Annotated in this window: 21 protein-coding genes; 12 read left to right on the top strand and 9 right to left on the bottom strand. The window is 65.3% G+C overall.

Annotated elements, in window-relative coordinates; translation table 11 throughout:
• Positions 1-75: 75 nt before the first annotated feature.
• The 6 genes from PSO31014_RS01765 to PSO31014_RS01740 all read right to left on the bottom strand — a co-directional run bounded on the left by PSO31014_RS01765 (position 76) and on the right by PSO31014_RS01740 (position 4,618).
• On the bottom strand, positions 76-870 hold the full coding sequence (locus tag PSO31014_RS01765; protein ID WP_150550029.1) for a peptidylprolyl isomerase: 795 nt from the start codon (positions 868-870) through the stop codon (positions 76-78).
• Positions 871-949: 79 nt separating this feature from the next.
• A complete protein-coding gene (locus PSO31014_RS01760) occupies positions 950-1,213 on the bottom strand; it encodes a BolA family protein (protein ID WP_150550028.1) in 264 nt (87 codons plus the stop codon).
• A gap of 22 nt (positions 1,214-1,235) precedes the next feature.
• Entirely contained in the window at positions 1,236-1,769 is a 534-nt protein-coding gene (locus PSO31014_RS01755) for a septation protein A (protein ID WP_150550027.1), read from the bottom strand.
• 171 nt (positions 1,770-1,940) lie between these two features.
• Complete coding sequence (locus PSO31014_RS01750; RefSeq protein ID WP_174976343.1) at positions 1,941-2,360, bottom strand: YgiW/YdeI family stress tolerance OB fold protein; 420 nt, start codon at positions 2,358-2,360, stop codon at positions 1,941-1,943.
• 166 nt (positions 2,361-2,526) lie between these two features.
• Positions 2,527-2,949: a peptide-methionine (R)-S-oxide reductase MsrB gene (gene msrB, locus PSO31014_RS01745; RefSeq protein WP_150550025.1), complete on the bottom strand. Its 423-nt coding sequence runs from the start codon at positions 2,947-2,949 to the stop codon at positions 2,527-2,529.
• A gap of 151 nt (positions 2,950-3,100) precedes the next feature.
• Positions 3,101-4,618: a protein adenylyltransferase SelO gene (locus PSO31014_RS01740; protein ID WP_150550024.1), complete on the bottom strand. Its 1,518-nt coding sequence runs from the start codon at positions 4,616-4,618 to the stop codon at positions 3,101-3,103.
• A 278-nt stretch (positions 4,619-4,896) separates the two neighbouring features.
• On the opposite strand from PSO31014_RS01740, the gene PSO31014_RS01735 reads away from it, so the two are divergent.
• The 9 genes from PSO31014_RS01735 (at position 4,897) to PSO31014_RS01695 (ending at position 15,091) form a co-directional block, all read left to right on the top strand.
• Positions 4,897-6,525: a 3-(methylthio)propionyl-CoA ligase gene (locus tag PSO31014_RS01735; protein WP_150550023.1), complete on the top strand. Its 1,629-nt coding sequence runs from the start codon at positions 4,897-4,899 to the stop codon at positions 6,523-6,525.
• Between the two features lie 222 nt (positions 6,526-6,747).
• Positions 6,748-7,731, top strand: coding sequence for a branched-chain amino acid ABC transporter permease (locus PSO31014_RS01730; protein WP_150550022.1), 984 nt, complete (start codon positions 6,748-6,750; stop codon positions 7,729-7,731).
• Entirely contained in the window at positions 7,731-9,011 is a 1,281-nt protein-coding gene (locus tag PSO31014_RS01725) for a branched-chain amino acid ABC transporter permease (RefSeq protein ID WP_150550021.1), read from the top strand. The genes PSO31014_RS01730 and PSO31014_RS01725 overlap by 1 nt, the downstream gene beginning before the upstream one ends.
• Positions 9,008-9,841, top strand: a complete 834-nt coding sequence (locus PSO31014_RS01720; RefSeq protein ID WP_150550020.1) for an ABC transporter ATP-binding protein — start codon at positions 9,008-9,010, stop codon at positions 9,839-9,841. Before PSO31014_RS01725 ends, PSO31014_RS01720 begins: the two co-directional genes overlap by 4 nt.
• The gene (locus PSO31014_RS01715) at positions 9,834-10,556 is read left to right on the top strand and encodes an ABC transporter ATP-binding protein (RefSeq protein WP_150550019.1); all 723 of its coding nucleotides are present in this window, start codon (positions 9,834-9,836) and stop codon (positions 10,554-10,556) included. The genes PSO31014_RS01720 and PSO31014_RS01715 overlap by 8 nt, the downstream gene beginning before the upstream one ends.
• Positions 10,557-10,670: 114 nt before the next feature.
• A complete protein-coding gene (locus tag PSO31014_RS01710) occupies positions 10,671-12,767 on the top strand; it encodes a 3-hydroxyacyl-CoA dehydrogenase NAD-binding domain-containing protein (protein ID WP_150550018.1) in 2,097 nt (698 codons plus the stop codon).
• Between the two features lie 61 nt (positions 12,768-12,828).
• Positions 12,829-13,434, top strand: a complete 606-nt coding sequence (pncA, locus tag PSO31014_RS01705; RefSeq protein ID WP_150550017.1) for a bifunctional nicotinamidase/pyrazinamidase — start codon at positions 12,829-12,831, stop codon at positions 13,432-13,434.
• 113 nt (positions 13,435-13,547) lie between these two features.
• Positions 13,548-13,988: a PaaI family thioesterase gene (locus tag PSO31014_RS01700; protein WP_150550016.1), complete on the top strand. Its 441-nt coding sequence runs from the start codon at positions 13,548-13,550 to the stop codon at positions 13,986-13,988.
• Positions 13,989-14,095: 107 nt separating this feature from the next.
• A complete protein-coding gene (locus PSO31014_RS01695) occupies positions 14,096-15,091 on the top strand; it encodes an NADP-dependent oxidoreductase (RefSeq protein WP_017234793.1) in 996 nt (331 codons plus the stop codon).
• A gap of 131 nt (positions 15,092-15,222) precedes the next feature.
• On the opposite strand, the gene PSO31014_RS01690 is transcribed toward PSO31014_RS01695, so the two are convergent.
• From PSO31014_RS01690 to ygfZ, 3 genes are read right to left on the bottom strand one after another with little or no spacing between them, the layout of a single operon-like run.
• Positions 15,223-16,056 (bottom strand): NRDE family protein, encoded by an 834-nt coding sequence (locus tag PSO31014_RS01690; protein WP_150550015.1) that lies wholly within the window; start codon positions 16,054-16,056, stop codon positions 15,223-15,225.
• On the bottom strand, positions 16,047-16,352 hold the full coding sequence (locus PSO31014_RS01685; protein WP_150550014.1) for a DUF4936 family protein: 306 nt from the start codon (positions 16,350-16,352) through the stop codon (positions 16,047-16,049). The genes PSO31014_RS01690 and PSO31014_RS01685 overlap by 10 nt, the downstream gene beginning before the upstream one ends.
• Positions 16,353-16,375: 23 nt before the next feature.
• Positions 16,376-17,491 carry a CAF17-like 4Fe-4S cluster assembly/insertion protein YgfZ gene (gene ygfZ, locus PSO31014_RS01680; protein ID WP_174976342.1) on the bottom strand — a complete coding sequence of 372 codons (1,116 nt, stop codon included), beginning with the start codon at positions 17,489-17,491 and terminating at the stop codon, positions 16,376-16,378.
• Positions 17,492-17,673: 182 nt separating this feature from the next.
• Here ygfZ and mltG point away from each other — a divergent pair, with 182 nt between their 5' ends.
• The 3 genes from mltG to holB all read left to right on the top strand — a co-directional run bounded on the left by mltG (position 17,674) and on the right by holB (position 20,487).
• Positions 17,674-18,669 (top strand): endolytic transglycosylase MltG, encoded by a 996-nt coding sequence (mltG, locus tag PSO31014_RS01675; RefSeq protein WP_130026127.1) that lies wholly within the window; start codon positions 17,674-17,676, stop codon positions 18,667-18,669.
• The gene (gene tmk, locus PSO31014_RS01670) at positions 18,666-19,337 is read left to right on the top strand and encodes a dTMP kinase (protein ID WP_150550013.1); all 672 of its coding nucleotides are present in this window, start codon (positions 18,666-18,668) and stop codon (positions 19,335-19,337) included. Before mltG ends, tmk begins: the two co-directional genes overlap by 4 nt.
• Positions 19,338-19,446: 109 nt before the next feature.
• The gene (gene holB / locus PSO31014_RS01665; protein ID WP_150550012.1) at positions 19,447-20,487 is read left to right on the top strand and encodes a DNA polymerase III subunit delta'; all 1,041 of its coding nucleotides are present in this window, start codon (positions 19,447-19,449) and stop codon (positions 20,485-20,487) included.
• The last annotated feature ends 17 nt before the right edge of the window (positions 20,488-20,504 follow it).

Genomic DNA, 20,504 nt, shown 5'->3' with positions numbered 1-20,504 from the left:
ATATCACGCTGGAAACAAAAATCCCGCCGGAAGGCGGGATTTTTGTTTCAAAGCCGAACCGGTAGCCGGTAACGCTTACTGGATCTTGGCCTTTTTCTCGAGGCCGTCGATGAAGCCTTGCAGCTTCTCTTCCTGCATTTGCTGCACAAGCTGCGGCTTGACGTCGTTCAGCGCCGGGATCTGCGCGTCGCGAACGTCGTCCAGTTCGATCACGTGATAGCCGAACTGCGTTTTGACTGGCGTCTGCGAGTACTGACCCTTTTGCAGTTTTTGCAGGGCGTCGGAGAACTCGGGCACGTAGGCGTTGGCCGGTGACCAGTCGAGATCACCGCCGTTCTGTGCCGAACCCGGGTCCTTCGAGTACTGCTTGGCGAGGTCGGCGAACTTCGCGCCGCCCTTGAGCTTCGCGATGATGTCCTTGGCGGTATCTTCGCTCGGCACCAGGATGTGACGGGCGTGATATTCCTTGTCGCCGAACTGCTTCTTGAGCTTGTCATAACGCGCCTGAACTTCGGCGTCGGTGACCGGCGAGGCCTTCTGGAAGTCAGCGATCAGGGCGCGAATCAGCACGCCTTGCTCGGCCAGCTTGAGCTGCGCCTTGACGTCCGGCTTGGCGGCCAGTCCGTTGCTGACGGCCGCTTGCGCGAGGATCTCGCGCTTGACCAGCTCTTCGCGCACTTGCTGTTGCAGTTGCGGCGAGTTCGGCTGACCCTGTCGGACCATTTCGCGCACCATGGCGTCGGCACGGGCCACGGGCACCGGCGTGCCATTCACGACGGCGACGTTCTGAGCGAGAGCGGGGAGCGAGACGGCGGTCAGCGACACGGCGGCGCCGAGCGCCAGTGCCGTGCGGGCGAGTTTCAATGCCATGCTGTTTTTCCTAACGAATGACGAAGGCAAGATTAATCGACGGGGGGATACGTCGCACGGTCGCATGGTCGCATGCGAGTTACGCTTCGCCGGGGGCGAGCGCAACGATGGCGAGGGCGTGAATGCCGTTTTGCATCAAATCGGCTAGCGCATCATACACCAGGCGGTGCCGCGCCACGCGGTTACGTCCGGCAAACGCTGCAGACACGATTCTGACGTTGTAATGCCCGCCAGACGCCGCGCCGGCATGACCGGCGTGACGGGCGCTGTCGTTCTCGAGGGCGAGTTCCAGTGGGGCAAGCGCCGCGGTGAGGCGCGCTTCGATTTGCTGTTCCATGGTCATGGCAGTGACTTCCTGACGGACGTTATTCGTCCTGCTTGATGTACTTCGAGAGCCACAGGCTCTGCACGACAATGAACACGACCATCAGGCCCATGCCGCCGAAGAGCTTGAAGTTGACCCATGTATCGGTCGAGTAATGGTAGGCGATGACCAGATTCAGCGCGCCCATTGCGAGGAAGAACAGCGCCCAGCTGAAATTCACCGCCCGCCACAAGGGGTCGGGCAATGCCATCTGCTTTTCCATCATGGCGCGAATCAGATTCTTGTCGAAGATGAGTTCGGCGACGAACAGGGTGATCGAGAAGAGCCAGTAAAGCGCCGTGGGCTTCCACTTGATGAAGGTCTCGTCGTGCAGCAGCATGGTCGCGCCGCCGAACACCACGATGATGGCCAGACTCACCCACTGCATGGGCTCGACCTTGCGGTGGCGCAGCCACATCCAGAGGACCTGCGCAATCGTCGTTGCGATCGCGATGCCGGTGGCGACATAGATGCCGGCGAACTTGAAGGCGACGAAAAACAAGATGACCGGTAACAGGTCGAAAAAGAATTTCATGAAATCTCGACTTGGGGGCTTCGGGGGAATCGCCCCCGGGGCGACAGTTGCCGGGGAGCAAACCCGCATTATATTTCAAAGGCCCGTCGCGGGACGTGGTGAATCGCCAACGGCGCGGCACGCGGGCCGCCACACCGCAAGCGCTTTTCGCGGTGGGGTCGGCCGCCCGCCTTACGGCAGGATGTCGATGCGCTTGACGTCGATATCGTTGGCGCGAAGGTGATGGCGGTCGACTTCGCCGGTGATGCGTACGCGCGTCGTGTCGTTGATCTGGCGACCGGGCGGCAGGTATTTATCGTCGAGTTCAATGACGATGGTCCGGCCCGTGTCGTCGCGGAACGTATAGTGCTCATGCCGGAGCCGGTTGACGATGTAGCCCTCGATGACGGTCATGGCATCGTCGGGGGCGGCCAGTGCCTGACCGACGGTTGCGACATGCGGCATGGCCGAAGGCACGACCACGCTGCCGGTCGTCGCAGCACCGGCGGACGGACCCATGTACTGTGCGATGGCCGGTGTGGCGCTCAGGGTACCGAAGCCTGCCGCCGCCGAGATGAGCAGGGATGCGAAGCGAATATTCTGGCCGGTCATGAGCGGCGTTTCCTGTGTTCCGTTGAGGGAACGCCAGCTTAGCAGACAGGGGAATCGCGCCGGGCCGCCCGGCCGCGAGGGATGTCCCAAAGCGTTCGGCGCCCGATGCGAAATGATCGAATTCACTGGTCGGGCGCACTGGCGGGGCGCCGGCGCCATGCTTCGCTCAGTCGTCGACCGGCTTGTCGGATGGGCCACCCTTGTCCTCGAAGTCGAGCGACGCCGAGTTGATGCAATAGCGCAGTCCGGTCGGCTGCGGACCGTCTTCGAACACGTGCCCGAGGTGGGCGTCGCAATTATGGCAACGCACTTCCACGCGCACCATGCCGTGGCTGTAATCCATCACCTCGTCGATGCCGGATTTGTCGATGGGCTGTGCGTAGCTCGGCCAGCCGCAACCGGCATCGAACTTCTCCGTCGATTCGAACAGCGCCGCGCCGCAACAGATACAGCGGTAGGTGCCGTCTTGCCAATGATCCCAATAACGTCCGGTGAAGGCGCGTTCGGTCGCGGCGTGACGCGTGACCTGGTATTCAACGTCGTCGAGTTGAGCACGCCAGTCGGCGTCGCTTTTTTCCACTTTGCTCATGCGTGAGAGTCTCCTGAGGGGGGCGGCGTGAATGTTGCCGCCGCGCGTCGTCTATCGTCGGATGTGGCACAGATGGGGGCGTCGCACCGTTTTGCAATGTGTGACGACGCGTTGTCGCCCGCTGTTCACCCGTGCCGATGTCGTGCCTCGATCAAGACGAGCAACTGACCTCGAGCTGCCCGGCCCAGTCGGGCGGCAGCGCGGCGTAACGCTCGAATTCGGGCTGTTCGTCATAGGGGTGCGAGAGCACTTTGAGCAACGTGTCGACTTCCGAAAAGTCCTTTTCATTCGCCCGCCGGATCGCGACTTCGGCCAGGTGATTGCGCAGGATGTACTTCGGATTGACGAGCCGCATCGCGATTGCGCGTTTCGCATCGGCGCTCGCCTCGTGGCGCAGCCGCGCGCGGTAATCCACGGCCCAGGCATCGAAGCCGGCCCGATCGATGAACATGTCGCGCAGCGGCGTGTCGGCGGCCGGGTTCTCCAGTTCAAGCCCCGCCAGCGTGCGGAACAGGTGTGTGAAGTCGACCCGTCCCTCGTGCATCAGCTTGAACAGACGGTTGATGAGCGCTTCGTCGTCGGCGTGCGACTCGCGCAAGCCGAGCTTCGCACGCATGCGCAGATCGATTTCCTCGGCGAAACGGGTCTTGAACACGGGCAGCACCGACTGCGCCTGCTCGATCGCTGTCTCGCCCTCGCCGAACAGCGGCAACAGGGCCTGGGCGAGACAGAAAAGGTTCCAGTAAGCCACGTTCGGCTGGGCCTGATAGGCGTAGCGTCCCTGCGCGTCGGAGTGATTGCAGATGTGATGCGCGTTGAAGCCGTCGAGGAAGCCGAACGGGCCGTAATCGATCGTCAGGCCGAGAATCGACATGTTGTCGGTGTTCATCACGCCGTGACAGAAGCCCACGGCCTGCCAGTGCGCGACGAGTTCGGCCGTCGCATCGCACACGGCACTGAGCAGGGCGAGGTACGGATTGGCCTCGTCGCGGCAGTGCGGGTAGTGATGATCGATCGTGAAATCTGCCAGTTGACGCAGCGCGCCATGCTGATCGCCTGCCCAGAAATGCTCGAAATGTCCGAATCGCACGAAGCTGGGCGACAGTCGCGTGACCACGGCCGCCGTCTCGATGGTTTCGCGACGCACCGGGGCATCGGAGCCGATCACGCATAGGGCGCGCGTGGTCGGCACGCCAAGATGGAACATGGCCTCCGAGCCGAGGAACTCGCGAATCGATGAACGCAGCACGGCGCGTCCGTCGCCCATGCGCGAATAGGGCGTGAGTCCGCCGCCTTTGATCTGGATTTCCCAGCGCCCGCCGGGGCCGTCCGACTCGCCCAGCAGCAGTGCCCGGCCGTCGCCCAGTTGGCCGGCCCACACGCCGAACTGGTGGCCCGAATACACGCTGGCGAGCGGATCGCCGCCGGGCAGTGGCGTATTGCCAGCGAATGTGGCCACGAACTCGGGATCGCGTGCGACGTCGGGCGACCAGCCGAGCAGGCGCGCCGCGTCGGCGGAAAAGCCGACCAGGTAGGGCGCGGGCAACGCCTGTGGCGCGAGGCGCGTGTAGAAGTCGGGGCCGAGTGCGGCAAAACGGTTCGACAACGACAGCGGTCCGTAGGGCTTGAGTGAAGCGGAAACAGCGGCGGAGCGGTCGGTGGCCGGCATTGGAGACGTTCCTGAAGGTGAACAAACATTCTACTTGAGGTGTCCGTCGCGTGCTGTCGGCTTGCGCCCGCGCCCGCCCGCGTGCCTCTGCTGCGCCGCACAAGCGATGGACGTTGACCCGGTGCGCGCGCGCGTCAAGAATGAATCCGCGCGATTCGGTGAAGCGCGCCCAACGACGTGCTTCAGACGTGTCGACTGGCGAAGCACGAAATCACGACCGTCGTCCCCCGACGTACTCCGTCATACCGGCTGTCCCGACTTTTCTGGAGATTCGACGCATGGCAACACCGCTTCTCGGCCAGATGATGGCTGCGCCGCTCCTGATTTCCACATTGCTCACCCATGCCGCGCGTCATCACGGCGATACCGAAATCGTGTCACGTCGGATCGAAGGCGACATCCACCGTTATACCTGGCGTGACGTCGAGCACCGTTCCCGCCAGCTCGCGCAGGCGCTGCGCCGGCTGGGCGTGGGCGACGGCGAGCGCGTGGGCACCTTGGCGTGGAACGGCTATCGCCACCTCGAGCTGTACTACGCCGTTTCCGGCATGGGCAGCGTGGTGCATACGGTGAACCCGCGCCTGTTTCCGGAGCAGATCGCCTACATCGTCAATCACGCCGAAGATCGGTATGTGGCCTTCGACATCAACTTTCTTGGGCTGATCGAGACCATTGCGCCACAGTGCCCCGGCGTGCAGGGCTGGATTGCGATGACCGATCGCGCGCATCTGCCGGCATCGAGTTTGCCCCTGCTGTGCTACGAGGATCTCATTGGCGTTGAAGACGGCGGCTTCCCGTGGCCGTCGATGGACGAGAACACGGCGTCGGGGCTTTGCTATACATCGGGCACGACGGGCCACCCGAAAGGGGTGCTCTACAGTCATCGCTCGACGGTGTTGCATGCCTTCGGTGCAGCGCTCCCCGACGCGATGGCCATGTCGGCGCGTGACGCCGTGTTGCCCGTGGTGCCGATGTTTCATGTCAACGCGTGGGGGCTGCCGTATTCGAGCGCGTTGGTCGGCGCGAAGCTGGTGTTTCCCGGCAAGGATCTCGACGGCAAGTCGCTCTACGAACTCTTCGAAGCGGAGGGCGTTACGTTTTCCGCCGGCGTGCCGACGGTCTGGCTGGGATTGCTCGCGCATGTGAAATCGATCGGCGCGCGCTTCTCGACGCTCGAGCGCACGGTGATCGGGGGTTCGGCGTGCCCGCCGGCCATGTTGCACACGTTCGAGACGGACTATGGGGTGCGCGTCATCCATGCATGGGGTATGAGCGAGATGTCGCCGCTGGGCACGCTGTGCCATCTGCGCAAGCATCATCGCGACCTGCCGGCCGAGGCGCAGCAGCATATTCTCGAGAAACAGGGGACGGCGATCTACGGCGTCGACCTGAAAATCGTGGGCCCCGACGGCGAAGAACTGCCGTGGGACGGCAAGGCGTTCGGCGATCTGTACGCGCGCGGGCCGTGGGTACTGGATCGCTACTTCCGCTCGGATACCTCGCCGCTGGTCGACGGCTGGTTCCCCACGGGCGACGTGGCCACGATCGACCCCGAGGGATACGTGCAGATCACGGATCGCAGCAAGGATGTGATCAAGTCGGGGGGCGAGTGGATCAGTTCCATCGACGTGGAGAACGTCGCGATGGCGCATCCCGAGATCCACGAGGCGGCCTGCATCGCGATTCGTCACCCGAAATGGGAGGAGCGGCCGCTGCTGGTGGTCGTTCGCAAGCCCGGCTCGACGCTCACACGCGAGGACGTGCTGGCGTTCTACCAAGGCCGGGTCGTGAAATGGTGGATCCCTGACGATGTGGTCTTTGTCGACGAGATTCCCCACACGGCAACCGGCAAGATGCTCAAGCTCAAATTGCGAGAGGCGTTCCGCGATTATCAGGCGGCATCCTAGGCGCCGTGTTGCCGTCTCCGGGAGGGGGTGCGTCGGCCGAGAACCCGCTCGGAAACGTCTCACCTGGCGCGCGGATGGCGCCCGAAATCCAGCATTGACGCCGTTTTTCGGGCGATCCCGCGCCGCCGTGGTCGCTCGTCCCCTCTATAATGTCAGCCTGAATTTCCCCAGGCTGCGGCAGTCTCTGCCGCGTCGTTCGTTGGTCTTCCCGAAGGAGATGCAGTGCATCTGCTGAGTGCCACCGCCGGCCTCGTGCTTGTGAACGGCGTGAGCTATGGCTTGCTGCTGTTCATGCTGTCGAGCGGGCTCACGCTGATTTTCAGCATGCTGGGCGTGCTGAACTTCGCGCATGCCAGCTTCTACATGCTCGGGGCGTACTTTGCCTACACGTTCTCGGCAGCGGTCGGGTTCTGGCCGGCGCTGTTCGCGGCGCCGGTGATCGTTGGCCTGATCGGGGCTGCGTTCGAGCGCGGCGTGTTGCGGCGATTGCGTGCGCGCGGTGCGTTGGCGGAGTTGCTGGCGACGTTCGGGCTCGCGTATATCGTGGTGGAGCTGGTCCAACTCGCATGGGGCCGCGGTCCGGTCGATTACGGCGTACCGACGGTCTTCGAAGGCGTGCTCGTCCATGTGGCGGGCGTCGCGGTGCCCGCGTACCGGCTGTTTCTGATGGGGCTCGCGTGCGGCATTGCCCTGCTCGTGTGGGGCGTGTTTCGCGCGACGCGGGCGGGGTGGATACTGCAGGCCGCCCTATCGCAGCCAGCGATGACACAGGCCCTCGGTTACGACGTGCCTGCGCTTTACACAGGCGTTTTCGCCTGTGGCGCGGCTCTGGCGGCGCTTGCGGGGGCGGCGGGGGGCAATGTGCTGGTGACCGAGCCGGGCATGGCGGCCACGGTCGGCAGCGTGGTGTTTGTCGTGGTCGTGGTCGGCGGGCTGGGTTCGCTGGGCGGGGCGTTTGCGGCGTCGTTGCTGATCGGCCTGCTCCAGACATGGGCCGTGACGAGCGATGCGAGCCTCGCACGATGGTTGGCGCAGCGCCCTGGGGGAACCGACGGCACCGCTGGTGCTGCGGGTGCCGTCATGCAAGCGCTGGCGCCCATTTCGCAGCTCACCGTGGCGCAGCTCGCGCCAGCGGTGCCGTATCTGCTGATGGTGGCCGTGCTGTTATGGCGTCCGCGCGGGCTTTTCGGCGTGCGGGAGGGGTAATGGACAACGTGATCGCCAGTTCGCCGGCGGCGCCGCCCGTATCCTGGCGCCGCCACTTGGGCGCGTGGTCGGCCTTTGCCGCCATCCTCGGCCTGGCGCCGTGGTGCTTTCCTTCCGATGTGGCGCTTACCCTGATGACGCAGATGGGGACCGCCGCCATTTTGGCGCTGTCGTTCAATCTGCTGCTCGGTTCGACCGGCCTGTTGAGCTTTTGTCATGCGATGTATGCGGGCATTGGGGCGTATGCGGGCGTGTGGTGCATGAATCGTATCGGCGCGCACGGGCTGCCGGTGTCGATGGCCCTGGTGCCATTCGCCGGCGCGCTCGCGGCAGGCGTGGCGGGCGCTACGCTCGGTTACGTCACGACACGACGCGCGGGAATGACGTTCGCGATGATTACGCTGGGCGTGGCGGAGCTTGTCTGGGTCATGGCCGCGATGTTGCCCGAGTGGTTTGGCGGCGAGCGCGGCATTCCGGCCGACCGCACGCTCGGTGCAGCGTGGTTCGGCGTGACGTTCGCAACGCAGCGCGAGATCTACGGGCTGGTTGCCCTGTGGTTGTTCGTCTGCGCGGCCTTGATGTACGGCATCACGCGCACACCGCTGGGGTTCCTGGCGCGCGCCGTGCGCGACAACGCGGCGCGGGTCGCTTTCCTCGGGCCATCGGCATCGGCGGTGCGCTACCGCATGCAGATCCTGGCGGCGGCTTTCGCGGGGGTGGCGGGCGCGCTGGGGGCATTGAATTTCGAACTGGTCAGCGCCGACGCCTTCAGTCTTGAGCGCTCCGGCGTCGTACTCGTCTTCACGGTGCTTGGCGGCACGATGTACTTCGCGGGGCCGATATTGGGCGCCGTCGTCGGTGTGTTCGCGACGGTAATGCTGGCAACGCTGACACGCGCCTGGCAGCTCTATCTCGGGTTGGGATTCCTCGCCGTCGTGCTGTTCGCGCCGGGCGGCATCGCTGGATTGATCGCGGTACACGGGCGCGTCTGGCGCACCGGCATGGCGCGTGCGTTGTGGCGGCCCTACGCGGCGGTTTGTGTCGGTCTGTCGATGTGCGCCGGCGGGCTGATCGGCATCGTCGAAATGACTTACGGCGCGCGCCTTGCGAGCGACGCCGGGCGGGAGGCGGTGGGGGCCTTCGGCGCGTACGCCGGGCCGGAGGCTTGGGCGCTGGCAACCGTGGCGGTCGTGGCGGGGGCGGTCGTCGTCGCGCGCGCCGGGCGTTGGTTGCGCCACACGGCGGCGGGCGCCCAACGCTCGGTGGAGGACCGGCAATGACGCAAGCGGCGAGGCCAGCGGCGAGGCCAGCCCCTCCGTCTGGCGCGGCACTCAGCGTGCGAGGCGTGCGCAAATCGTTCGGGCCCACATCGGTGCTGTGCGGCGTCGATCTGACGCTCATGCCCGGCGAGCGGCTTGCCATCATCGGGCCCAACGGCGCCGGCAAGAGCACGCTGTTCGACGTCATCACGGGCAGGACACGGCCCGACGACGGGCGTGTTCTGATGAACACACGCGATGTCACCGGTCGGGCATCCCATGTCATCAGCCGGCTTGGCCTGTCGCGCAGTTTCCAGACGTCGCAGTTGTTCGGGCAAATGAGCGTCATCGATCATTTGCGTTGCGCCGGGCTCTGGCCGGAAGGTCATCGCTACACGTTCTGGCGGCGGATGCAGGGGCTGAGCGACGTCACACGGCGTAGCGAGCAGTGGTTGACGCGTCTCGGGCTGTCGGCGCGGCGCGACGTGCCGGCGGCGGCCCTGAGCTACGCGGAGCAGCGCGTGCTGGAAATCGGGCTGTGCGCCGCGTCGGCGGGCAGCGTCATGTTGCTCGACGAGCCGACGGCGGGGATGAGCCAGTCCGAGTCGGCACGGATGGTCGCGTTGATCGCCGACCTCAGCCGGGGGCGCTCGCTGTTGATGATCGAACACGACATGCAAGTGGTCTTCTCGCTGGCCGATCGGATCGCGGTGCTGGTGCGCGGTGCGATCATCGCGTGCGATACGCCCGAGCGGATTCGTGCGCATCCCGACGTGCGTACGGCGTATCTCGGGGAATTTGCGGATGCCATCGATGAGACCGCCCGTGCCGGGGAGGCGCGCGATGCTTGAGTTGATGGACGTGAGGGCCGGTTATGGCGGCAGCCGGGTGCTGCACGGGGTGACGATGCGCGTTGCGCCGGGCGAAATTGTGGCAGTGCTCGGGCGTAATGGGGCGGGGCGTTCCACGCTGGCGCGCGCGATCATGGGGCAGTTGCCGCGCGAGGGGGACATTCGCTGGCAGGGTCGATCGCTCGCGTCGCTGGCGCCGCATCAGATCGCGCGCCTCGGCATTGGCTATGTGCCGGAGACGCGTGATGTGTTCGGGCCGCTGACCGTCACGCAGAATCTATGGCTCGGGCAGCGGGCCGGGAACGGGCGTACGGTGCGACCAACGTCCGGCAACCATCGCGCACTTACGCTGGCCCAGGCGTTCGAGCGCTTCGAAGAACTGGCACCGCGACGCGATGCGCCAGCCGCATCGCTGTCCGGCGGCGAGCAGCAACTGCTTTCCCTGTGCCGGGCAATGATGGCCGGCCCCGATCTGCTGATCGTCGATGAGCCGACGGAAGGCCTCGCACCGCGCGTGGTTGCACGTATCGGCCGGATTCTGACCGATTTACGGGCAACCGGGGTCGCCATTCTGCTCATCGAGCAGAAGCTATCGCTCGCGCTCAGTTGCGCGCAGCGTGTCGCCGTGATGGGCCGGGGCGCACTTGTCTTCGAGGGCACGCCCGATATGCTGGCGCAGGCTTGCGCGATACGCCGTGAATGGCTCGAGGTGTAGCGCCTGCGCTAGAATCCACGGATCGTCTTGCCGCCGCTTGCCCATCCGCAGCGCTCCCCATGACGCACCGCGTCACCGCACATAGCCCCCAAGAATATAAGGAACGAGACAACGATGAGCACGGTTTATGAGGTTCGTGACGGCGTGGCCGTCATCACGCTGGACAATCCCCCGGTGAATGGCTTGGGACACGCCACGCGCTCCGGCATCGCCGACGGGCTCGCGAAAGCCCAGGCCGACGCTCAGGTGCGCGCTGTAGTACTGATCGGCGGTGGCAAGGCATTTTCCGGCGGGGCCGACATCCGCGAATTCAATACGCCGAAGGCAACGCAGAGCCCGCTGCTGGTCGAGGTGATCGCCGCGCTCGATGCCTGCGCGAAACCCGTTGTGGCGGCCGTGCATGCGGTGGCGATGGGGGGCGGACTCGAATTGGCGCTCGCCTGCCACTATCGCGTGGGGTTGCCCGGCGCGCAGATCGCGCTGCCCGAGGTCAAACTGGGCCTGCTGCCTGGCGCGGGAGGGACGCAGCGCCTGCCGCGTGCCATCGGTGTGGCGCGTGCGCTCGACATGGTGGTGACGGGGCGTGTGGTGAAGTCGGAATCGCTCGTCGGTACGCTCTTCTCGACAATGTTCGAAGGCAACCGCGACGACCTGCTTGCGGGCGCCATCGCCTTCGCCGGCAACATCGCCTCGCAAGGCGGCGCGTTGCCGCGATTGCGTGACGTGGCGCTCGATGACGCCGACGGCTCGGCGCAGGCCGCGATCGATGCCGCACGTGAAAAGGTGCAACGTGAGCAACCGCATTTCCCCGCGCCGCAAAAATGCGTGGCTGCCGTCGAGGCGGCGCTGCAACGCCCGTTCGATGACGGTGTGAAGTTCGAGCGCGAGTGTTTTGTGGCGTTGGTGGGTTCGCCGGAGTCGAAGGCGCTGCGTCATGCGTTTCTCGGCGAGCGCGCGGCCGGCAAGATTGCGGACGTACCGGACGACACGCCCGTGCGCAACATCGAGCGCGTGGCCGTCATTGGGGCTGGGACGATGGGCAGCGGCATCGCCATGACCTTTGCCAACGCGGGGATTCCGGTGACGCTGGTCGACACGACCGACGCGGCGCTTGCCCGCGGTATCGAAGCGATACGAGGCAACTATGCGCGTGCAGTCACGCGTGGAAAACTCACGGCGGACGACGCGCAGATGCGCCAGGCACGTATTCACGGCAGTACCGATTTCGCCTCGGTGGCCGATGCCGACCTGATTGTCGAAGCGGTGTTCGAGGAGATGGCCATCAAGCAGATCGTGTTCCGTGAGCTCGACAAAGTGGCCAAGCCGGGGGCAATCCTGGCGTCGAACACGTCGACGCTCGATCTCGATGCCCTGGCCGCGACCACGTCGCGGGCGCAGGACGTCGTCGGCATGCACTTTTTCAGCCCGGCGAACGTCATGCGCTTGCTCGAGGTCGTGCGCGGTGCGCAGACCGGCAAGGACGTGCTGGCAACGGTCATGAAGCTGGCCAAACGCATTGGGAAGCTTGCCGTGGTGGCACGCGTCTGCGACGGCTTTATCGGCAATCGCATGCTCGAGCCGTATTTCAAGCAGTCTCAGTGGATGGTCGAGCAGGGCGCGACGCCCGCGCAGATCGACGCCGCCATAGAGCGCTTCGGCTTCGCGATGGGGCCGTTCCGTACCAGCGATCTGGCCGGAAACGACGTTAGCTGGGCCATTCGCAAGCGCCGACATGCCGAACATCCCGGCATCGTCTATCCCAAGATTGCCGACGTCGTATGCGAAGCCGGACGCTTCGGCCAGAAAACGCACGCCGGTTGGTACGATTACGCCGAGGGCGATCGCTCGCCTCGTGAATCGGCCAAGGTCGGGCAGATGATCGACGACTATCGCAAGGCGAACGATATCGCGCCGCGCCCGTTCTCGGAAGACGAGATCGTCGATCGCCTCGTCTACGCGCTGGTGAACGAAGGTGCGAAGGTGTTGGCCGACGGTACGGCGGCACGCGCGTCGGACATCGACATGGTGTATCTGAACGGCTATGGCTTCCCGTTGTGGCGTGGCGGGCCGATGCACTATGCCGATGCGGTGGGGCTCGACAAGGTGCTCGCACGGGTGCGCGAGTTTGCGCAAGACGCGCACGGCGAAGATTGGATGCCGGCCGCGCGGCTTGTTGAACTGGCCGACGCCGGCAAGCGCTTCAACGGATAAGCGGGACGCGCGCGATGGGGCCGGAATGGGGCGGTCGCTGCGACGAATGAGGGGCAAACCCATGAAACCGATGGACGAAGTGCTGCTCGTGATCGACGTGCAGAACGATTTCATGCCGGGCGGCGCGTTGGCGGTTCCCCAGGGCGACGCCGTGGTGCCCGCGATCAACGCCTTGGCGGGCAAGTTCGCGCGAGTGGTGTTGACGCAGGACTGGCATCCCGCGGGGCATGTGTCGTTTGCCGAGAATCACGCGGGGCGTCGGCCGTTCGAGACGATGGTTCTGCCGTATGGCGAACAGGTCTTGTGGCCGACGCATTGCGTTCAGGACACGCCTGGCGCCGCATTGCATGCCGGGCTACGAATTCCGCATGCACAGGCGGTGGTGCGCAAGGGGTATCACGCGCACGTCGATAGTTATTCGGCGTTTCTGGAGGCGGATCGCAAGACGCCGACCGGCCTGGCGGGGTATCTGCGCGACAAGGGCGTGAGACGGGTGCATTGCGTAGGATTGGCGACGGACTTCTGCGTGGCATGGAGCGCGCTCGACGCGAAGGCGGCGGGCTTCGATGTCTGTGTGATCGAGCACGCCTGTCGTGCCATCGATCTCAATGGCTCGCTCGCCAACGCTTGGGCTTCGCTGAGCGCGGCCGGCGTGTCGCGCGAGTGAGTCGAAGGCGACTGATTGAATACCAGGCGCCGCGTATGATGCGCGGCGTCGCAAGCTGATGAAATGACGATGAACAAGCTTTACCGTAATGGCCGGTGCGGCCGGAGTGCCCGATGAGTACGCTATCGATTCGGTCTGGGTTTACCGACCATCTCGGCATCGAACTGCTGCGCGCTGAAGGAGGCGAGTCGGAACTGCGTCTCCCGCTGGCGCCTCACCATCTCAATAGCTGGGAGGTCGTGCATGGCGGCGTGACGATGGCGTTGCTCGACATTGCAATGAGCACCGCCTGTCGGAGCGTGGCGCCAGAAGGCACGGGCGTCGTGACGATCGAAATGAAGACGAGCTTCATGCAGCCTGGCGCCGGTGAGATGCGGGCGTTCGGTTGCCTGCTGCACCGCACGACGACGATGGCTTACTGCGAGGGCGAGGTGCGCGACGCCGATGGCAAGCTCGTCGCCAAGGCGATGGGCACCTTCAAGTATTTGCGTCGACTCGCGCTGGGGCGCGCCGTGCGCGAGCAGCGACGTCCGGACGAAGTGCGCGGCGACTGACGGCCGTCGACGCTTTGCGTCGCTGCCCGGCGGACCATCAATGATGTCACCGCGAGACAACGCGACTTCGAGATGTCGGGGCGTCTTGCTAACGTGGAGGAAATGCCATGACGATCAATCGTCAGATTCTGCTGGTTTCACGCCCGAAGGGCGAAGCCACGCTCGACAATTTTCACCTGGCGGCGCCCGAATTGCCGGAGATCGGTGAAGGGCAGTTGCTGGTGCGCAACTTCTATCTTTCCCTCGACCCGTACATGCGAGGGAGGATGAACGACACCAAGTCGTACGCGCCGCCGCAACCCCTCGACACGGTCATGATCGGGGCGACCGTGGGTGAGGTGATCGAGTCGCGCCATCCAGACTGGCAGCCGGGCGACGCCGTTGCCGCCATGTTCGGCTGGCAGGAATATGGCATTTCGGACGGCAGCAACCTGCGCCGTATCGACGATGCGCGCATTCCGATGAGCGCCTATCTTGGCGCAGCGGGCATGCCGGGCGTGACGGCCTGGTATGGCCTGAATCGGATCATCGCGCCGAAGGCAGGAGAGACAGTCGCGGTTAGCGCGGCCTCGGGCGCCGTGGGCAGCGTGGTCGGTCAACTGGCGAAGCGCGCCGGTTGTCGCGTGGTCGGGATTGCGGGGGGCGCCCAGAAGTGCGCCTACGTCGTGGAGACGCTTGGCTTCGATGCGTGCGTCGATTACAAGGCGGGTCATCTCGACGAAGCACTGCGCGCTGCTGCGCCGGATGGCATCGACGGCTATTTCGAGAACGTCGGCGGCGACGTGTTCGACGCGGTCATGCGCAACCTCAATGCCCACTCGCGTATTGCGCTGTGCGGCATGATCTCCGGCTACAACGGCGAGCCCATTCCGCTGAAGTACCCGGGGCTTCTGTTGACGAACCGGGTGCGGCTCGAGGGCTTCATCGTGACCGAGCATCTGGACGTCTGGCCACAGGCACTGAAGGAGCTGACCGACGCCATCGCCGCAGGTGAGTTGCGCTATCGCGAAACGATGGCGCAAGGGATCGAGAACGCGCCTGCCGCATTCCTCGGTCTGCTCAAGGGCGAGAACTTCGGCAAGCAGATCGTGAGGCTCGTGTGATAAGCGCATTGTGTATCATTTAGAAAGCACTCCTGAATTTCTTGGATGTTGTGTCTGACGTGCTTTGCACGGATCTCTGCGCCTGGCGCAATGACGGCCGCCGCTTGACGGGGCACCGTCGATGCACCGCATTATCGAGCGAGTGCGCCCTGGACGGTGAAGGTGAAATCGCGACGGCCGGACAAGTCCGTGGGCGACTGACCAGGCGTCACGGTGACTTCCGTCATGTCGACGGTGCCGTCACGATGGTAGCGAAGCAGAGTGGTGCATCGGGTCCCGTACGCGGGCGACGCGATGAATGCCGCCGATAGCGAGCGTTCCCACGCGCGTGAGACCCCCGTCTCCGGCAACGCGCTGTCGGGCGCTTCGCTGGCGTCGCGCATGATCCGCAGCAGGCTGGCGTCGTCGGCATGGTGCGTCAGTGCATGGGCGAATGCCTCGCGACGGCTGACCAGCTTGGGCCAGGGGGTGTCGAGCACGGCGTTGGACAGACCGTGGACGCCGGGCGCGATGGCCTGAGCGAGTGGCATGGCGAAGGCGGCCGGTGCCGTGCCGCCAACGTGGTGGGCGCGATTTCCCAACCAGAACAGCTTGCCCGCCGGCAAGTCTCCCGCGAGAAGATTGAAGCCGGTGTACTCGTGCGCGTGCCGTTCGATGCGCACCAGATCGTCGTCGAACGAAGTTGCATCGAGCATGGCCGAGACGAGCAGGCCGCGTGATGGCGAGTCTTTCGGCGCCATTGGCGCGCGCCCGTCGCGAAAATTCGTCAGTGCGCTGAAGCGTCCCGCACGATTGACGCCCATCCACGTTCCACCGCCGCGCAGATCTCGGCCGGCAAGGACGTCCGGGCGATCGCGCCACCAGTGCAACGGTTCGGCGGGACGCTCGAAGAACTCATCGCGATTGGCGAGCAGGACCAACGGCGTGGCGGCCTCGGGCTGCCAGGAGAAGACGATCAGGCACATGGCGGCTCGGCGTCGACAAAGCACTCGGCGTGACGCTCGCCGTCGATGCGCGCCGTCAAGCCGGCCTCGGCGGCCAACGGCGTCAGCGCCGCGACGAACGCGTCGCTGACGCCGTCGTAGCGCTCCATCCACGTTGTGGTGCCGGCGGCGGTGTCGTGGGCGGAGGCGTCGGGCCGCCATTGCAGCCGCCCCGTGACGCCGAAGCGCGCTGCCGTCAGCGCGAAAAGTTGCGCGACGGCCAGACGAGCCGCGCCGGCGTTGTGCGATGAAACGCGGTAGTAGACGTAGCAGTCCATTCTCGGGCGCCGCGGCGGCCGGGTCAGGACGCTGCCGCAGACGACGCGGGCGACTCCGTCGGGTCCACGATGTCGTACGGCAATTCGGCGAAGGTCAGCGCGGGGCCATCGGCGGCACCAAGGCGCACATCGTCGGCTTCGCGCGCGGCGAGCTTCACTTCGACGAGCGCGTCGAAGCCGCCGTTCGGTGCCGGTGCCGCGTGCACGACCATGCCGCATGGCTGGTCCGGATCGCTTGTCTCGACGAGTTCCTGACCCGGTGCGGGTTGCGTGGCATCGACGTGCGCCAGATGCAGACGCCGTTTGATGGTGCCGCGATACTGGCTGCGCGCGACAACCTCTTGGCCCGGATAGCAGCCCTTGCGGAAGTTCACGCCACCCACGACCTCCCAGTTCACCATCTGCGGAACGAACTGCTCCTGCGTCGCGCTCGTGACGCGCGCAACGCCGCTATGCACATCGAGCCATGCCGCGAGGGCCGGGGCAACGGCGACCACCCCGGGGGCTTGCGTCAGCGAGGCCCAGACCTCGGCGACACACGCCACCGGCACGCTCCAGAGGAAGCGCGAGAGCGAGCGCGCCGTGCCGGCCGCCGGCAGACGGATCAGGTGGGTCGCGTCGCCGCCGAGGGTTGCCTGGGCAACGGCCAGCGATTCTGCGGGCAGTGCGGCGAACGTGTTCGCGAGGACGGCCTCCGCCGCCGGGCCACCGACCTGCAGCAACACGTGCGTGGCAGCACCGTCAGTCAGTTTGACCTTGGCCCGCAGGACGAACATCGACAGTCGTTTCTGTACGGCAGCCTGCACCGTGGCGTCGCACGCCAGATAGATCGTGGCGTCGGCGGACGCGTCGCGCCACATCAGGAAGGTGGCGAGCAGGCGCCCCTTTGCCGAGCAGTAGCCGGCCAGGCGCGCCTGTGCGGGCGCCAGGCGTTCGACGTCGTTGGTCAGTTGGCCGTGCAGAAAGCTCGCGGCATCGGCGCCGCTCACGGCGATCAGGCCGGTGTCGCTCGCGAGCGAGACGAAGCTGCCGGTTTTCAAGGCGTCGAACTGGGCGGCGCGTGCGCTCGCGTCGGACAAGATATCGGGGGAATTCACGTCTGCCGCTTGCGGCAGGAGATCACGCCATTGGGTGGTCATAAACGAAGGTGGCTGTCAATCTGTGAGGGTTCGGCAAGTCAAAGTATTATATTGGGTCTTCCGCCAGAACGTGCGAGCTCGGTTCGACGCGCAAAACGCGTCGCTCGACGCCGTCGGCGCCACGCTGTCTGACCGAGTCCCCCGAACCCGCTGCCGTCGCTGGATGGCTTACCCTGCAATTCATGTCTTTCATCAAACGCCTGTTCGTACTGTTGATTGTCGCTGCGCTCGCGGCGGGCGGCGCATTCTATTATTGGGCGCAAGCCCCCTTGCAGTTGGGCAAGCCAACGCTCGACGTCACGATCAAACCCTACAGCTCGGTGCGCAGCGTGGCGACGCAATTGCGTACCGGCGGCGTGCCGGTACAACCGCTGTTGTTCAATCTGCTGGCTCGCGTCATGGACGTGGGGACCAAGCTCAAGTCGGGCAACTACGAGTTTGCGACCGGTATCACGCCATTCGAGGTGATGGAAAAGCTCGCGCGTGGTGATGTCAACCAGTATGTCGTGACCATCATCGAAGGTTGGACCTTCAAGAAGATGCGCGCCGAACTGGACGCGAACCCGGCGTTGCGGCACGACACGGCCGGGCTTCCCGACGCGGATCTCATGCAGCTCGTGGGCGCCGATCGTGCGGAAGCCGAGGGCATGTTCTTTCCCGATACCTACCTGTTTCCGAAAGGCACGAGCGACGTCGATATCTACAAGCGGGCCTATCGCCTGATGCAGAAGCGCCTGGACGAGGCGTGGGCCGCGCGTGCGCCGGGACTGCCCTACACGACACCTTACGAGGCGCTTATCATGGCGTCGCTCATCGAGAAGGAAACCGGGCAGGCGGTGGAGCGCGGCCAGGTCGCGGCCGTGTTCGTCAATCGGCTGCGCAAGCGTATGTTGCTGCAGACCGATCCCACGGTGATCTACGGCATGGGGGATCTGTATACGGGGCGTCTGCGCAAGCGCGACTTGCAGACGGACACGCCCTACAACACCTACACCCGCGCTGGGCTGCCGCCGACGCCGATCGCGCTACCGGGCATGGCGTCGCTTGCGGCGGCGTTGAATCCCGCGTCGACCGACGCGCTGTACTTCGTGGCGCGCGGCGACGGCACGAGCCATTTCTCGGCGAACCTCCAGGAGCACAATCGCGCCGTGGACAAATTTCAGCGAGGTGAGCAATGACGCATTCCCCCGAGGCCACGGTCGCGATGCCGGGCAAGTTCGTTACGTTCGAAGGTATCGACGGCGCCGGCAAGAGCACGCACGTCAACGCCTTTGTCGACACGCTGCGTCAGGGCCTCGCCAGTGTGGGGCGCAGCGTCGTCGCTACGCGCGAGCCGGGGGGCACCCCCTTGGGCGAAGCGTTGCGCAAGCTCGTGCTCGATGAGCCGATGGATCTCGAGACCGAGGCGCTGCTGATGTTCGCCGGACGCCGCGAGCATCTGGCCAAGGTGATCGAACCGGCGCTCGCGCGCGGCGACTGGGTCGTCTCCGATCGCTTCACCGATGCGACGTTTGCCTATCAGGGCGGCGGGCGCGGCCTGTCACGCGACAAGCTGGCGATCCTCGAACAATGGGTACAGGGCACGCGTCAACCCGATCTGACGATTCTGTTCGATCTCGATCCGGCAATTGCCGCCGCACGGCTGGCGGGCGCCCGGGCGCCGGACAAGTTCGAGCGCGAATCGGCGGCGTTTTTCACACGGGTGCGAGGCGAATACCTGCGTCGTGCCAAGGCCGCGCCAGAGCGATTCATCGTGATTGACGCCGCGCAAAGCATCGACGCGATTGCCGGGCAACTCGCGGGCGTATTCGCCCGTCTCGGGGTGCCCGGGCACGGAACGCGCTGACGCGCGATAATCCGCTGGTTCGACCGACTCGCTGCGTTGGCATTTCGCGGTCTCGCCATGTAGTTATTTCGCTGTCTCGCCCGACGCATTTATCGGCCAAGGAGCCCATATGCTGTATCCCTGGCAGTCACAGGACTGGACACGCCTGAACGACCTGCGCGCCCAGATGCCGCACGCGCTGCTGTTGCAGGCCGTGCCCGGCATCGGCGAGCTGGCGCTTGCCCGCACGTTCGCGCAGGGCCTGCTGTGCGAATCGCCGCGCGCCGACCATCTGCCATGCGGCACGTGCGGTGCGTGTCAGTGGTTCGCCAGCGGCAATCACCCGGATTTTCGTGCCATCTGCCCTGAGATATTGGCCGATAGCCTGCCCGGTGCCGACGCCCGCGCCGAAGCCGACGGCGACAAGAAAACCAAGACACCGAGCAAGGAAATCAAGATCGAACAGGTGCGCGAAGTCATCGACTTCGCGAGCCTGGGTTCGCACCGTCAGGGGCGACGCGTGGTGCTGCTCTATCCGGCGGAGGCGCTCAACGTGCATGCGGCGAACGCCCTGCTCAAGACACTCGAAGAGCCGCCCGAGGGCGTGGTCTTCCTGCTGGTGACGACGCAGCCGGACCGTCTGCTGCCGACGATTCTGTCGCGTTGCCGTCGTATGGTGTTGACCCGGCCGGACCACGCGCAGGCAACGCAATGGTTGATGAGCGACGCGCGACTCGACGCCGCCACCGCCGCCGCGGTACTGGCCGAGACCGGCGGGGCGCCGCTCGCCGCCCGCACCCTCGCCGAGCCGGACGAGCGCGCCTGGCGCGACTGGCTGATCGGTCAGCTTGCACAGGGCGCCGCGATCGACGGCTTTGCCTGTGCTGAACAACTGCACAAGGGCAATCTGCCGGGCATTCTGGAGACGCTGCAACGGTGGTGTTTCGACGTGCTCGCGCAGCGCATGGCGGGCACTGTGCGCTTTTTCCCGAGTCATGCCCAGGCGTTGCGCCGTTGCGGTGATGCGACGGACGACGTGCGCCTGCTCGGCTTCCTGCGTGAGCTGGCGCAGCAGCGTCAGGTGCAGAATCACCCGCTCAATACCCGCGTGCTGCTCGAAGCCCTTTTCCTGCAATATCAACAGTTGTTCGGTGGGCCGGCGTCGCTTTGACGCAGGGCACCGGACAC

The organism is Pandoraea soli, assembly GCF_902459595.1.
In the GTDB taxonomy this organism is placed as follows: Bacteria; Pseudomonadota; Gammaproteobacteria; order Burkholderiales; family Burkholderiaceae; genus Pandoraea; species Pandoraea cepalis.
Note: the sequence above shows the minus strand (reverse complement) of the source record. Positions and strands in the feature narration are given on the sequence as shown.